General features: G+C 48.4%; 10 protein-coding genes. All 10 read left to right on the forward strand.

The window, feature by feature from the left end; translation table 11 throughout:
• Positions 1 to 38: 38 nt before the first annotated feature.
• The 10 genes from FYJ53_RS07205 to FYJ53_RS07250 all read left to right on the forward strand — a co-directional run bounded on the left by FYJ53_RS07205 (position 39) and on the right by FYJ53_RS07250 (position 14,604).
• Positions 39 to 1,244 (forward strand): aminoacetone oxidase family FAD-binding enzyme, encoded by a 1,206-nt coding sequence (locus FYJ53_RS07205; protein ID WP_013379872.1) that lies wholly within the window; start codon positions 39 to 41, stop codon positions 1,242 to 1,244.
• Positions 1,237 to 2,799, forward strand: coding sequence for an NAD(P)/FAD-dependent oxidoreductase (locus FYJ53_RS07210; protein WP_013379873.1), 1,563 nt, complete (start codon positions 1,237 to 1,239; stop codon positions 2,797 to 2,799). The genes FYJ53_RS07205 and FYJ53_RS07210 overlap by 8 nt, the downstream gene beginning before the upstream one ends.
• Positions 2,800 to 2,912: 113 nt before the next feature.
• Positions 2,913 to 3,125, forward strand: a complete 213-nt coding sequence (locus tag FYJ53_RS07215; protein ID WP_013379874.1) for a hypothetical protein — start codon at positions 2,913 to 2,915, stop codon at positions 3,123 to 3,125.
• Between the two features lie 346 nt (positions 3,126 to 3,471).
• Entirely contained in the window at positions 3,472 to 4,188 is a 717-nt protein-coding gene (locus FYJ53_RS07220; RefSeq protein ID WP_013379876.1) for an isoprenyl transferase, read from the forward strand.
• 13 nt (positions 4,189 to 4,201) lie between these two features.
• On the forward strand, positions 4,202 to 5,005 hold the full coding sequence (locus FYJ53_RS07225) for a phosphatidate cytidylyltransferase (protein ID WP_013379877.1): 804 nt from the start codon (positions 4,202 to 4,204) through the stop codon (positions 5,003 to 5,005).
• An 11-nt stretch (positions 5,006 to 5,016) separates the two neighbouring features.
• Positions 5,017 to 5,835 (forward strand): RIP metalloprotease, encoded by an 819-nt coding sequence (locus FYJ53_RS07230; RefSeq protein WP_013379878.1) that lies wholly within the window; start codon positions 5,017 to 5,019, stop codon positions 5,833 to 5,835.
• Between the two features lie 143 nt (positions 5,836 to 5,978).
• Entirely contained in the window at positions 5,979 to 7,043 is a 1,065-nt protein-coding gene (gene ispG, locus FYJ53_RS07235; RefSeq protein WP_041689843.1) for a flavodoxin-dependent (E)-4-hydroxy-3-methylbut-2-enyl-diphosphate synthase, read from the forward strand.
• Entirely contained in the window at positions 7,044 to 11,153 is a 4,110-nt protein-coding gene (locus tag FYJ53_RS07240) for a PolC-type DNA polymerase III (protein WP_013379880.1), read from the forward strand.
• A gap of 226 nt (positions 11,154 to 11,379) precedes the next feature.
• Positions 11,380 to 13,587, forward strand: a complete 2,208-nt coding sequence (locus tag FYJ53_RS07245) for an EAL domain-containing protein (protein ID WP_013379881.1) — start codon at positions 11,380 to 11,382, stop codon at positions 13,585 to 13,587.
• 9 nt (positions 13,588 to 13,596) lie between these two features.
• A complete protein-coding gene (locus tag FYJ53_RS07250) occupies positions 13,597 to 14,604 on the forward strand; it encodes a substrate-binding domain-containing protein (RefSeq protein ID WP_013379882.1) in 1,008 nt (335 codons plus the stop codon).
• The last annotated feature ends 186 nt before the right edge of the window (positions 14,605 to 14,790 follow it).

Raw genomic sequence — 14,790 nt, forward strand, 5'->3', positions numbered from 1 at the left:
AGGTATAATATTACATTATTAAAGACAGGTGAATGATCATGGAAAAATATATGAACGACCTCATTATTATCGGCGGCGGGGCGGCCGGCCTGGCGGCGGCGGTCGCAGCCAAACGCTCAGCCCCGTCTATGCAGGTCACAGTGCTTGAAAAAAAAGATAAACCAGGCAAGAAGCTCAGAGCCACAGGAAACGGCCGTTGTAATATCACCAATACCGCGCTTGCGACAGCGCCGTCCACCATTGCTTTTTTTGAGTCACTGGGAATTCCTGCGCGGGAGGACAGCGAAGGAAGAGTCTACCCCTTTTCAGAAAGCGCGCCGGGTGTGGCAGAGATTTTCACAGACCAGCTGAAGGTCCTCGGCGTGAAGCTCCAGACCAACGCTCCAGTCAGAGCGATTTCGGTTGAGAAAGGATGTTTTGCCGTAGAAACAGAGAAAAAACTGTTTTTGGGAAAAACAGTGATTTTGGCGACTGGGGGAAAGGCGGGGCCTGCCTATGGCTGTAGTGGCGACGGGTATACATTGGCAAAGGCTTTGGGGCATCATGTGACAAAAACACTGCCGGTTTTGACGGGGATCTGCTGTGAGGACCTGCCCGAAGCCTTAAAAGGCATCCGGGTAAAGGGAAAGCTGAGCCTGATCTGCCGTGATAAGGTGGTCTTTTCAGAGCATGGCGAGGTGCAGTTTACGGATTATGGCATTTCAGGGATCTGTGTTTTTAATCTGAGCCGCTATTTAAAATATCTGGGTGAGGAAAAGCTTGAACCTTATACAATCGTTCTTGACCTTGCACCGGAAAGAAGCTTTGCCGCAATGCTTTCTTCATGGCGCCGGGACACGGTGCTTGGGGAGAAAGCCTGTGTAGACGCTGTATCAGGAATTATCAAGCCGCCGTTGGCAGACCTGCTGCTTAAGCAGGCGAACATAAAGGAAAAAAGAAAGCTGTCAGAGCTTTCAGTGTCCGAGATATCTGCCCTTGATGGGCACTTGCATCGTCTGCGTTTTAAGCCGGTTTCCACAATGGGCTTTAAGATGGCCCAGTGCACAGCGGGTGGTATCGCAGCCGCTGAGGTGGATGGAAAGACACTGGCGTCAAAAATAGTGCCGGGTCTTTATTTTGCCGGAGAAATTTTGGATTACGACGGCCCCTGCGGCGGTTATAATCTGGATCATGCTTTTAATACGGGGCGCTGTGCCGCTGAGGCAGCAGTAGCTGCTATCCTGCAAGGAGATCATCATGTATAATTATCGAATCACCAATATCCGTCTGGAACTGGATCAGGACTGGAGTGTATTGCCTGAAAAGGTGGAAAAAGCCTGCGGCCTTCGTCATGGAACACTGGCTGAATCGGACATTGCTGTCCGCAAGGAATCCTTGGACGCCCGGAAGAAAAAAGATATTCACCGTGTGATCACCCTTGATTTTAAATATGCTGGAAAGCTCCCTGCGCGTGGGAAAAAAAGAGTATCACCGGCGCCGGATTTAAGGCCAAAAGCCATTATATCGGGAGAAAAAAAGCTGATGGGACGGCCTTTGGTGGTTGGTTTTGGTCCATGTGGTATTTTTGCCGCACTCTCGTTGGCTGAAGCAGGCTATGCACCCATTGTTGTGGAGCGGGGCTGCCCCATGGAACAGCGTGTGGCCGATGTGGATGCTTTCTGGAAAGAAGGAAGGCTTGATCCTGAATCCAACGTGCTGTTTGGAGAGGGCGGAGCCGGAACCTTCTCCGATGGCAAGCTGACCACTGGAATCAAAGACCCTCATATCCATCAGGTGCTCACTTCCTTTGTGGCAGCCGGTGCGCCGGAAGACATCGCCTATTCTCAAAAGCCGCATATCGGGACAGATATTCTACGTAAGGTGGTAGTGGCATTGAGAAAACGCATTGAGGCCGCAGGCGGAGAAATTCATTTTAACACGCAAATGACAGGCCTTGAAGAAAATGAGAATGGCGAGTTGATGTCCGTTGCGCTGAAGACAGGAGAAAAGAAATGGCAGCACCGCACAAATGCTGTTGTGCTGGCTTTAGGACATTCTGCGAGGGATACGTTCCGCACTTTAAAGGATATGGGGATTCCGATGGCGCAGAAGCCGCTGTCTATTGGGGTACGGCTGGAGCACCCCCAGCGTATCATTGATCAGGCCCAGTACGGTGATCAAGCCGGTCTGCCTCCGGCAAGCTATAAGCTTTCCTGCCGCGCGCAGAATGGCCGGGGGGTTTACTCTTTCTGTATGTGTCCTGGCGGTGAGGTGGTGACCGCCTCCACACAGCCGGGTATGGTCTGTGTCAATGGCATGAGTAACCGAAAGCGTGACAGCGGCATTGCCAATGCCGGGATTCTGGTAGACGTCCGGACAGAGGATTTTCCGTCAGAGGATGTCTTGGCAGGCGTTGAGTTTCAGGAGTATTGGGAGCGGCGTGCCTTTGAATATGGAGGCGGCCGGTTTGCGCCGCCGAGGTGCAGCTTTGGAGAGTTTCGCGATAATACTGGAAGGGGGCCGGAGGTGGCAGCATGCCTGCCGGATTTCGCCGTGGAAGCTCTGAGAGAAGCCATACCCGTATTTGGAAAACGGATAAAGGGGTTTGACTCAGACAGCGCGTGCGTTACAGCCGTGGAGACCCGAAGCTCATCACCGGTGCGTGTTCTCAGAAACGAGGATTACGAGAGTGCGCTTAGAGGGCTCTATCCTGCCGGAGAAGGGGCAGGATACGCCGGTGGAATCACCAGTGCCGCCTGTGACGGACTGCGGGTGGCCGAAGCCATCATCAAAAGATTCGCGGTGCGTAAGGAAGAATAATATCAGGCACCTTGGTAAAAAAAACACATAACACGCTTACATTTTATCTTTAATGACTATGGGGTTTATGCTACACTTAGCTTATAAATTTGTTTAGTGAGGAGATGCTTAATATGTTAGGAAAGAAGCCGATTTTGAAATTTGTCAAGGTACAGGGTGAGGACGCGCCAACTGAATTTCTGGAAATGGAGCTTACGGAATTCACCTGGCCAAAAGGCGGTGTCGGCATTTGTCCGGTATGTGGCGCTAAAGTAAATGGCAATGGGAAAGACTGGATCTGTGAAAACGAAGAATGTGGTCTGCATTTAAACGGTCCAATTTTTTAGCGGGTAAAAGAATGCCTCTCGGGGCATTTTTTTAATGCCCGATAAAGTAAAAACCCCTGGTATAATACCAGAGGCCTTTGGGAAATGTGTGAAAATGAGAATTATATTGTATAATATAGCACGTTTTACGAAAAATGTAAAGAGCTCTTGGATAAAAAATAACATATTTTTTATTAAGTATAACATTAATATAATAAGGTTTGTTCTATATAGGCAATGGTTTTTGAATGTTAACTTTATTTTGAAGCTTAAACAAAAGATAAATTATCAATCTGTCCGAACTGTTAATTTACAAAAGGGATCAAATAGATTATAATGTTACAAGATACAATGAATGAGGTGTGACATGGGAATAGAAGACTATAATATATCAGAAGAAAATATGCCAGTGCATATTGCCATTATTATGGATGGCAATGGCCGTTGGGCAAAGCAGCGCAGAAAACCAAGGCTGTTTGGCCATAATGCCGGGATGAAGGCATTACACAACACGGTACACCTGGCCTCTGATATGGGAATTAAGATACTGACAGTATACGCTTTTTCTACAGAAAACTGGAAGCGCAGTCAGGAAGAGGTCGACGGATTAATGCGGATCGCTGTCGAATATTTTATGAAGGAAATCGCAGAGTTGCACCGCAACCATGTACAGGTTCGGATCATCGGTGAAAAAAGCCGTCTGCCAAAGGATGTCCAGAAATCAGCGGATAACGCGGAGTCTCTGACAAAGGACAATGACGGTTTGATTTTAAACGTCGCATTAAATTATGGCGGACGGGATGAAATTGTGCATGCAGTCAGGGAAATCATGGAAGAAGGGACAGCGCCGGGGGATGTGACTGAGGAGATGATCTCAGCCCATCTGTATACAAGAGATCTGCCGGATCCGGATATTATGATCCGGACAGGTGGTGAAAGCCGGCTCAGCAATTTTTTGCTTTGGCAGAACGCTTACACGGAGTTTTTCTTTGATGATATCTGGTGGCCTGATTTTGACGACGATGCCTTTTATAAGCTGATAGAGGCTTATCAGCAGAGAAACAGACGCTTCGGCACGGCTTAGGCAGGAGGTTGAGATGCAAAAGAGAGTATTGACGGCGGTTGTTGGATTGCCGGTTCTTTTCGGTTTGCTCTATCTGGGTGGTTACTTTCTCTTTGTGGCCTGTCTCGTGCTTTCTGGAGTTGCTTTGATTGAATTCTCAAACGCCTTTAACCGGCAGCTTGAGAACAAAATCAGCCTGCCCTTTGTTGAGATTTTGAGTGTGATCATTCTGGTATCGATGAAGCTGGATTATTATTCGCTGATGCCAACTCTGATGGTCGTTCTGATCATTGTATTCTGTTTTGAAATATTAAATGGAAAAACAGATATTTACCGCGGGATTATAACATTTTTTGGATTGATTTACATTCCAGTGCTGTTTGGTTATCTGATGATGTTTGAAAACATTAAACTGGGCATCTACTATATGTGGATGGTTTTTGTCATTGCGTTTTCAACCGATACGGCGGCCTATTTTGTCGGGCGCGCCATCGGTAAAACCAAGCTGGCGCCAGAGATAAGCCCTAAAAAGACCATCGCCGGAGCAGTTGGCGGTTTAATCGCCTCGGCTGTGTTTATGGTGCTTTACGGCATCATTATGAAATTTGGTTTTCAGATGGATCTGCCGGTTTATTTATACGCGGCAGTCGGCTTTGTAGGGTCTATTGCGGGCCAGTGCGGCGATTTGACAGCCTCCATGATTAAACGTAAGATGGGAATTAAGGATTTTGGAAAGATACTGCCTGGACATGGCGGCATTTTAGACCGCTTTGACAGCATTCTTTTTATCATTCCCCTTGTTTATATTTTCGCGACCTACACCGCTGGACTTGCGTGAGGTATTAAAAGATGAGTATATTAACAAATGTATTGATGGTTCTCTTGACACTGCTTATTTTATCGGTTCTGGTAGTTGTTCATGAATGGGGCCATTTTATTGCAGCCAGAAAAACTGGCGTCTTCGTTGAGGAGTTTTCCATTGGGATGGGGCCTCTGATTTACGCTAAACAGGGTAAAGAAACCCAGTTCTCGATTCGCGCGCTGCCCCTGGGCGGCTTTTGCAAAATGCGCGGAGAAGGAGACACCGGCGAAGAGGATGAAGAGACGGCCGCCGAGGAAGCGGCAGTGCGTGAGCCGGTGGACCCGGATGATCCGAGAAGCTTTTCCAATAAAACAAAGGGACAGCGCTTTATCATTCTGGTGGCCGGGGCGGCAATGAACATTGTGTTCGCCTTTGTGCTGCTGGTATTGATCTACCTGTTTAAAGGAGCCAACATTCTGCAGGCGCTGGGCCTTGGCCTTACGACAACCGGAAAGTTTGGGATTACCATTTACCAGAGCCTTTACATGCTGGTGACCGGGCAGGTAGGAATGAATGATGTGGCTGGCCCAATCGGCATGGTCAGCATGGTTCACGATTTTTTCCAGTATGGAATCATTGCGCTGATGTCCTTTACGGCCTTAATTTCAGTCAATTTAGGGGTGATCAATTTACTGCCGCTTCCGGCGCTTGATGGTGGACAGATCATGATCATCATTATTGAAAAGCTGGTTGGACGGGACCTTGATCCTAAAAAGGCCAACATGATCAATTACATCGGCTTTATGGCCCTGATGCTTTTGGCGGTGGTCATAGCGGTAAATGATGTGATGCGGATAATGGGTTGAGCAAGAAGAGCCGCGGCCTTGCCGTGATTCAGTTTCTATTTCAGGCCTGTTTAGAAGTGAAGTATAATTACGTTTTGCCCCAATGAAGCAGCAGTGAATTGGGGCTTTTAATTTTGAAAATATTAATGAGTAAGGTGAAAAATATGGAAATACGACGTCATAAAACCAGAGAGGTACCCATCGGAAACCGGAAGATCGGGGGAGATAATCCAATTCTGATCCAGTCCATGACCAATACAGACACAAGGGACGTCCAGGCAACTGTGCGACAGATAAAGGATCTGGAGGCAGCCGGCTGCGACATTGTGCGGGTGGCGGTGCCCGATATGGAGGCAGCAAGAGCCATCGCGAACATAAAAAAACAGATCTCTATTCCACTGGTGGCGGATATCCATTTTAATTACGAGCTGGCGCTGGAGGCTGTTAAAGGCGGGGTGGACAAGCTCCGGATCAACCCTGGAAATATTGGGGATAAGGAGAAGGTACGCCTGGTGGTGGAGGCGGCCAGAGAAGCGGATATTTCCATCCGTATTGGGGTAAACGCAGGCTCTCTGGAAAAAGAACTGCTTGAAAAATACGGGCGCCCTACACCGGAAGCAATGGTGGAGAGCGCTGAAAAACATATTGCCTATCTCGAAGAGCTTAATTTTAACAACATTGTGGTATCCATGAAGGCATCGGATGTGCGCTTTACCATTGACGCCTGCACGCTGTTTTCCCAGAAATATGATTATCCAGTGCATTTGGGCATCACAGAAGCTGGGGTGCTGCGGACTTCGGCCGTTAAGTCAGGCATCGGTATCGGCTATATGCTGTTGAGCGGTATCGGGGATACCATTCGGGTCTCCATCACAGGCAATCCAGTGGATGAAATTTACGTGGCCAGAGATATTTTAAAATCTATCGGTTTGTACCAGAGCGGAGAGGGTATGGTCGAGGTCGTGTCGTGTCCGACCTGTGGACGCACAGAGATTGACCTGATCGGCATCGCAGAGGAAATGAACCGCCGGCTCGTGCATGTCAAAAAAGACTTGAAGGTCGCGGTGATGGGTTGCGTGGTCAATGGCCCGGGTGAGGGGAAGGAAGCAGACATCGGCATTGCCGGTGGAAAAGGAAAAGGGGTTCTTTTTAAAAAAGGGGAAATCTTTAAAACAGTGGCAGAGGATGAGATTATTGATGCCCTGATGGAAGAAATCGAAAGAATGTAGGTGGACGCCTTGAATCCGATTATACATAAACAGAATGATTTAGAAGAACTCATAAAGAAATATGAGCTAAAGCCCCAGCGTGTCGAGGTGAATTCTGCGAGCCAGGAGCTGGTTTTTACTTTTAAAACCCGAATCCCGGAGTGTGACAGCATTTCGGTCCAGCGGGAGCTCGTGGATATTTTTGATTACACTAAGAGCCTGAGTGTCATTATTTCGCCAGAGGCTGAGGGGAATAATGAGGCTGGGGCTAAGAAATCAGTCCACAAGCTCATGGAAAACGTGGATTACGACGCTCTGGCTAAAAAGAAAGAGGACGCGCTGAACAAGCGGTTAAAGGTCATAAAGGATACGCCGCCGGCTAAGGCTGGCACCGGCTCGCCGGGGAGAAAGGATGGCAAAGAGGAGGAAGCCCGTGTGCTGGGCGTTGGCGAAGTTGTCATGGGGGACAAGATCAAGCGTCCAGCCCAGTCCATGGGAGAAATTGACTTCAGTACCGGCGCGGTGCTTGAAAGCACCAACATTGTGGTCAGCGGCCGTGTCTTTGGCATTGACTCAAGAGAAATTACGGATAAAACAACTCTCTTTACCTTTAACATTACCGATGAACATGGCAGTGTCTCCTGTAAGATTTTCGCCCGGAAGAAGAATGTGGGCATGATCAAGGAAAATCTGAAAAAGGACCGCTGGTTTAAGGTTGAGGGGAATATCAATTATGACGAGTACTCCCACGAAAAGGTGCTGACGCCCAAAAATATGGAGGTAGCCGCAGCGCCGGTGCGCCGTGACAACGCAGAAGAAAAGCGCGTCGAGCTTCACCTTCACAGCCAGTACAGCTCCATGGATGCAGTGAGCAAGGTAGCTAAAATCATGAAGCAGGCCAATGACTTTGGCCACGACGCCATCGGCATCACCGACCACGGAGTGCTCCAGGCTTACCCTGAAATGATGTCCCTGAGCAAAAAATATGGTATCAAGGTGCTGTATGGCGTGGAGGGCTACCTGGTGGACGATGACCAGTACATTGTAACAGGGGAACAGAATGAAAGCTTTGAGGGTGAATTTGTATTCTTTGACCTTGAGACCACTGGCCTGATTCCCGGTAAGGACAATATTATTGAGATTGCTGCTGTCAAAATTAAAAACAAGCATATTGTGGACACCTTCTCCAAAATCGTCAATCCACACCGGCCTATTCCACCGTTTATCACCAATCTCACCGGGATTACCAATCAGATGGTTGAGGACGGCGAAGAGGAAGAAGCTGCGGTTAAAGCCTTCTGCGAATTTTGCGGCGATCTGATCCTGGTGGCACACAACGCAAAATTTGATATGGGTTTTATGGAGATTGCGCTGAATGCGCACCACCTGGAAAACAACATCACCTATATTGACACGCTGGCAATGTCCAGAACACTGATTCCAACCATCAACAAACATAATCTCAAAAAGCTGGCGAGCTATTTTAAAGTGGACATGGGGCACCATCACCGGGCGCTGGACGACTCAGTATGCTCGGCGAAAATTTTTGTCAAGCTGATGGAGCTGGCTCAGAAACGGGATGTGGAAGAGGTCGCTGGGCTTAATGGCCTGATGGATGTGGAACAGATCATAAAATCTGGCGATACCTATCATATTATCATCTACGCCAAAAACCAGGCGGGGCTGAAGGATCTGTACAAGCTGGTTTCTGAGGCACATATCAATTATTTCTACAGACGCCCGAGGATACCAAAATCCCTGTTGGCGGCTCACCGGGAAAATCTGATTATTGGCAGCGCCTGCGAGGCTGGAGAGCTGTACAAGGCAGTGCTGAAAAATGTGCCCAAAAACCGACTGGATGAAATCGCTGATTTTTATGACTACTTTGAGGTACAGCCTCTGGGAAACAATGAATACCTGCTTCGGAATGAGACCGTCCACTCCATGGAAGAGCTGGCAGATGTTAACCGGCGGATTGTCGAGCTTGGGCGGGAAAAGGGCAAGCTTGTGGTTGCCACCGGGGACGTCCATTTTGTGGACCCCAGTGACGCCTATTTCAGAGAGATTCTGCAGGCTGGCCAGGGCTACAAGGATTCTCATGAGCAGCCGCCGCTTTACTACCGCTCGACCCAGGAAATGCTGGACGAATTTACCTATGTGGACCCGCAGACCGCTTATGAGCTGGTCGTTACCAACCCGCGCAGGGTGGCGGAACTGTTTGACGATGTGAAGCCCATACCCGATGGCACCTTTCCTCCCATCATTGAGGGATCGGATGACGAGATTCGGGATATGGTTTATAAAAAGGCCCATGAGATGTACGGTGACCCGCTGCCGGACATTGTTGAGCAGCGCGTGAAGCGAGAGCTGGACTCCATTATCGGCAACGGCTATTCGGTTCTGTACCTGATCGCCCAGAAGCTGGTACACCATTCCCTGGAGGATGGTTACCTGGTAGGCTCCAGAGGATCAGTCGGTTCGTCACTGGTTGCCATGCTCTGCGGGATCACAGAGGTTAACTCTCTGGCGCCCCACTATGTCTGCCCGAACTGCAAGCATTATGAGTTCTTTGACAGCACAAAGGTGGGGGTGGGGCCTGACCTTCCCAACGCTGACTGTCCGGAATGCGGCCATCCCATGAATAAGGACGGTTTTGATATTCCATTTGAGACCTTCCTTGGCTTTGAGGGGGATAAGGAGCCGGATATTGACCTTAACTTTTCGGGCGAAAACCAGCCGGAGGCCCACCATTACACCGAGGTGCTCTTTGGCGAGGGCAAGGTCTACCGCGCGGGAACCATTGCGACGCTGGCAGATAAGACAGCCTTTGGCTATGTGAAAAATTTCTTTGATGAAAATGGCGTTACCGCGCCCAGAGCAGAGATGGAACGTGTGATTGAGGGCTGTGCGGGCGTTAAGCGTACCACAGGCCAGCACCCCGGCGGGGTAATGGTTGTGCCAAAGGATAAGGATATCTATGATTTTACGCCGATCCAGTACCCGGCCGATGACCGGGACTGCGGCACCATGACCACCCATTTCGATTACCATTCCATTTCCGGGCGTCTCCTGAAGCTCGATATTCTGGGTCATGATGACCCGACCATGCTCCGTATGCTCAAGGACATTACAGGACTTGACCCCCAGGAGATTCCGCTGGACGACGAAAAGGTCATCAGCCTGTTCACAGGCACCAGTGCCCTGGACCTGAAGGATGATGATTTTGACATCCCCCTCGGTACCTGCGGTATCCCTGAGTTTGGGACCAACTTTGTCCGTCAGATGGTGCTGGACACCAAGCCCACAGCCTTTTCAGACCTGATCCGTATTTCCGGCTTATCCCACGGCACAGACGTCTGGACCAACAATGCGCAGGACCTTGTGCGTTCTGGAACTGCGACCATCAAGGACGTTATCTGTACCCGTGACGATATTATGCTCGGACTGATCTCAATGGGACTGGCGCCTAAGGAATCCTTCAGCATTATGGAGCATGTCCGTAAAGGGAAGGGCCTGACAGAGGATGAGGAAGCGTATATGAAGGAAAATAATGTACCGGCCTGGTACATTGATTCCTGTAAAAAAATCAAGTACATGTTCCCTAAGGCCCATGCGGCAGCCTATGTTATGATGGCCTTCCGCATCGCCTACTACAAGGTTTATTACCCGTTGGCTTACTACGCCACCTATTACAGTATCCGCGCCAAGGAATTTAATTTGGAAAAGATGACCAACGGCAAGGAGACTGTCAAGAAAACACTGGCGGAAATCCGCTCTCAGGGGAACAAGGCCAGCAACAAGGATCAGCAGCTTCTGACTTCGCTGGAGCTGGCGCTGGAAATGTACTGCCGTGGCTTTGGCTTTAAAAATGTGGATGTCTACGAGTCCCACTACAGCGAGTTTAAAATTATTGGCAATGATTTGCTGCCACCGCTCAACGCCATTGACGGCCTGGGTGATAAGGCGGCCATGCAGATTTATGAGGAAGCCCAGAAGCGGCCCTTCATCTCCAAGGAGGATCTGCAGACCAGAGCCAAGGTCAATAAATCCAATATCGAAAAGCTTGAGCAGTTTGGCTGTCTGAGCAGCCTGCCAGACTCCAATCAGATGAGCTTTTTAACCATGATGTAAATAACAAAAACAGCAGCACGCCAATGGCCGGCTGCTGTTTTTATATTCGGACGTATAATAAAAAGATACGGAAATTACCGAAAACGTTTCTAAATAAAGGTGATTCTTTTCACAAGATGTGTTATAATAAGACATCATTTTAAGGTATAATCGGCAATTGTATCGGAAGATTATAACGTGAGTGTAAAAGAAAGAGGCCTTAAAAGCCTGTTGAGGTATTAGCAATATGAGTAAGAGGTTATCGCGGGTCGCCTTGATTGCGCTGATTCTTTTGCTGTTTATCGCGGTGTTTTTTTTGATGCGCTATGTGCAGAATCTGCTGTACTCAGATGTGCGGATCAACCTGACTGAGGTGGTGACTCAAAATAAGGATGTGGTTACCAGCAAGCTGAAGGTTGAGGTCAACAATCTGGACAATGTATCTAAACAGCTAACCGACCGGCTGAGTCAGGAAGGCTCTGCGGATGGAAATGCGCTCAAATCAGCTTTTTTAAGCTATATTAGGGAGAACCCAGACCCGGATCTTTTTATCGCGGATGGCGCGGGAAACGCTTATTTTACGGATGGCAGTAGTGTCAGCGTAGCGGGACGGAAATACTTCCGGCTGGCTCTGGAGGGGGTTCAGAATATATCCGATAAAACAATCTCCCGTATCACAGGTGAAGAGATGTTTGCGATTAGTGTTCCCATGTACTTTAAAAATCAGATTATCGGAACGATTCAGAAGCAGTATACTCCAGAGGAAATGTATAATCTGTGCTCACTTTCTCTGTTTTCAGATCAGGGCTCAATGTATATTATCAACAGTCAGGGATATATTTTAATTGGTTCAGAGCAGGAAGAATACAACAAGGAATCTGACAACTACTTCCGAAGCCTTTATCAGAAGGGTAACCAGGAGGCCTCCCGGAAGCTGGAGCAGGGGATCAAGAATGAACAGGCAGGCTTTATGGAGACGACTGAGGATGGCGAAAGGATTTTCTCAGCCTATACGCCAGTGGAGGAGATCCATGACTGGTACCTGATTTCGAGCATACCGACCAGCGCAGTATCACCAAACGCCAACATGGTGGTCAAAATGTTTTATGTGATCCTCTGTGTGGTCGTTGGTGTACTGGGGGTCATCATGTTTGTTTTTCTGGCCTATAAGAACAGACAGCAGGCCAATCTGCGGAGAATCGCCTTTGTGGATACAGTGACCGGTGGGAACACCTTTAATAAATTTACGGTCGATCTTCAGGCTGCGCTTGCAGCCAATCCGGAGCATCCGGGCTATTTGATGACCTTTGACGTCGATAATTTTAAGTATGTCAACAATTACTATGGATTTGATGTGGGCGATAAAATTCTCCGCCATATCTACGATAAGATGGCTGAGCAGATGAAGCCCGGAGAGAGTCTCGCCCGAATATCCGGTGACCATTTTATCGTACTGCTGCAAGAGGCCGCGCCTGAACGCCTGAATGGGATGCTGAAGGCGTCTATGGAAAATGATCAGGGGGTTATGCTGTACTATACGGCTGGAGTTTACGAGATCGCAGACCCGGATGAGAGCATCAGTCTGATGGTCGACAAGGCCAGCGCAGCCGCACAGGTCAATAAAGGGATGATGCGCAAGGAAATCGCTTTTTACTCCGTCCAGTTCGACGAGCAGATGATTGAGAGCGAGCAGCTTAAACGCTCGGTGGAACAGGCCCTGACCAACGATGAGATTGTGCCTTTCTTCCAGCCAAAGGTCAATATCAACACTAGAGAAATCGTCGGAGCAGAGGTGCTGGCGCGTTGGATCACCAGGGAGGGTAGGCTCCGCTCACCGGCTGAGTTCATCCCGCTGTGTGAGAAGACTGGCCTCATCACCGAGCTGGACATGATTATTTTCGAGAAAACACTGGCGTTTTTGAGGATGAATCTGGATGAGAAGGTGCCGTGCGTGCCCATCTCCATTAACTTTTCGAGGCTGCATCTGCTGGATGATGGCTTCTTTGACAAGATTACAAGACGGATTCACCAATACAATATTCCGCCAGAGCTGATTGAAATCGAGCTGACAGAAAGTGCGATTTTTGATAATCATGAGATTATATCCGAATTTACAAACCAGCTTCACCAATACGGCCTTCAGATATCCATGGATGATTTTGGCTCTGGCTATTCTTCGTTAAATATGTTGAAGGATATCCCCATTGATGTTCTGAAAATTGACCGCGCTTTCCTGGAGGAAACCTCAGACAGTAAAAAGCAGCGTGTCATTCTCTCCGCCATTGCCCATATGGCAAAACGCCTGGACATCCGGGTGGTGGTCGAGGGCGTGGAAACCATTGAAAATGTTAACCTGATGAAGGAATTTGGCTGCTACATTGCGCAGGGGTATTATTTTGCCAAACCAATGGATGAAGAATCTTTTGGGAAAATATATAAAGAAGGGATATTATAGGAAAACAGGATGAAAAAATTTCTGTGCTGTCTGGGCAGCCTGTTGCTTGTGGCAACATTATTAAGCGGCTGCAGTACAAAGGAGGATGCGGTGAAAATAGGCGTGTCCTTTGGTGTTGGAAGCGCCTCACGCTGGCCTCTGGAGCAGGGGTATATGGAGGAGCGCGCAAAGGAGCTGGGTGATGAGATAGAGGTGCGGCTGAACACCACCGATACGCCTAAAACCCAGCAGGAGGACTGTTTTGAGATGATTGACAGCGGGATTGACGTATTGATTCTGACCCCGCGGGATGTCAATAATACCGAGGAGATTTTAGCCTATGCTAAAAAGAAAAACGTTAAGGTCGTCAACTATGCCCGAGTGGTGCTTGGAGACAATGTGGATCTGTTTGTCGGCTATGACAGCGGACGCATTGGGCAGAGCATGGGGCAGTACCTCAGCGAAAAAGTCTATGAAGGGGATTATATTATCCTGAGGGGTGATTCCGGCGATTATAATGCCACGCTTCTTTACGAGGGTGCCATGCGCTATATCGACTCGATCAGAGGAAGCATCAATATTATTATGGATGAGGCTGTTCCCGGCTGGTCTGCCGATACGGCAAAGGAAATGGTCAAGAACGCTGTGGCCCAAAATGGGAACCGCGTCAATGCTATCCTTGCGCCCAATGACAAGCTGGCAGGAGCCTGCGCTGATGCCCTCACAGAGTTGGGAATCACCACACCCGTTGTGATTACCGGTATGGACGCGGAGTTAGACGCAGTCAAACGTATTGTCGATGGTAAGCAGGATATGACAATTTATATGGACCTGAAGGATCTGGCCCGAAAAGCTGTGGAGGAAGCGGATAAAATGGGCAGAAACCAGAAAGTTGACGTCAACGCAGACTTCGACAACCAGGGTGAGAGCACAGTTGCCTCCTACCTGATAAACGGCCAGGTGGTCACGAAACAGAATATTGATAAAATCCTCATTGACAAGGGTTATTATACAAAAGAAGAGGTTTATGGGAACTGACCGGTTTCCAGTAATGAAAGAAAGGTGATTAAGTGCATCTTTCTTTTTTTATTAAGATTTATAAAAAAGACTTGACAAAATGGGAAGAGGGCTTTATTATTTAGTTATGAAAAGCAATACATAGGACGTTCTTCGTTACACATTTAACAAATGGCGTTCTATTAAAAATTTTAGTTATAAAGGTAG

Source organism: Eubacterium sp. BL-380-WT-2B (genome assembly GCF_009696115.1).
Lineage (GTDB): Bacteria > Bacillota > Clostridia > Eubacteriales > Eubacteriaceae > Eubacterium > Eubacterium callanderi.

Coding starts and splice junctions, on each gene's coding strand:
- FYJ53_RS07205 (WP_013379872.1), top strand. CDS start 39: ATGGAAAAATATATGAACGACCTCATTATTATCGGCGGCGGGGCGGCC.
- FYJ53_RS07210 (WP_013379873.1), top strand. CDS start 1,237: ATGTATAATTATCGAATCACCAATATCCGTCTGGAACTGGATCAGGAC.
- FYJ53_RS07215 (WP_013379874.1), top strand. CDS start 2,913: ATGTTAGGAAAGAAGCCGATTTTGAAATTTGTCAAGGTACAGGGTGAG.
- FYJ53_RS07220 (WP_013379876.1), top strand. CDS start 3,472: ATGGGAATAGAAGACTATAATATATCAGAAGAAAATATGCCAGTGCAT.
- FYJ53_RS07225 (WP_013379877.1), top strand. CDS start 4,202: ATGCAAAAGAGAGTATTGACGGCGGTTGTTGGATTGCCGGTTCTTTTC.
- FYJ53_RS07230 (WP_013379878.1), top strand. CDS start 5,017: ATGAGTATATTAACAAATGTATTGATGGTTCTCTTGACACTGCTTATT.
- ispG (WP_041689843.1), top strand. CDS start 5,979: ATGGAAATACGACGTCATAAAACCAGAGAGGTACCCATCGGAAACCGG.
- FYJ53_RS07245 (WP_013379881.1), top strand. CDS start 11,380: ATGAGTAAGAGGTTATCGCGGGTCGCCTTGATTGCGCTGATTCTTTTG.
- FYJ53_RS07250 (WP_013379882.1), top strand. CDS start 13,597: ATGAAAAAATTTCTGTGCTGTCTGGGCAGCCTGTTGCTTGTGGCAACA.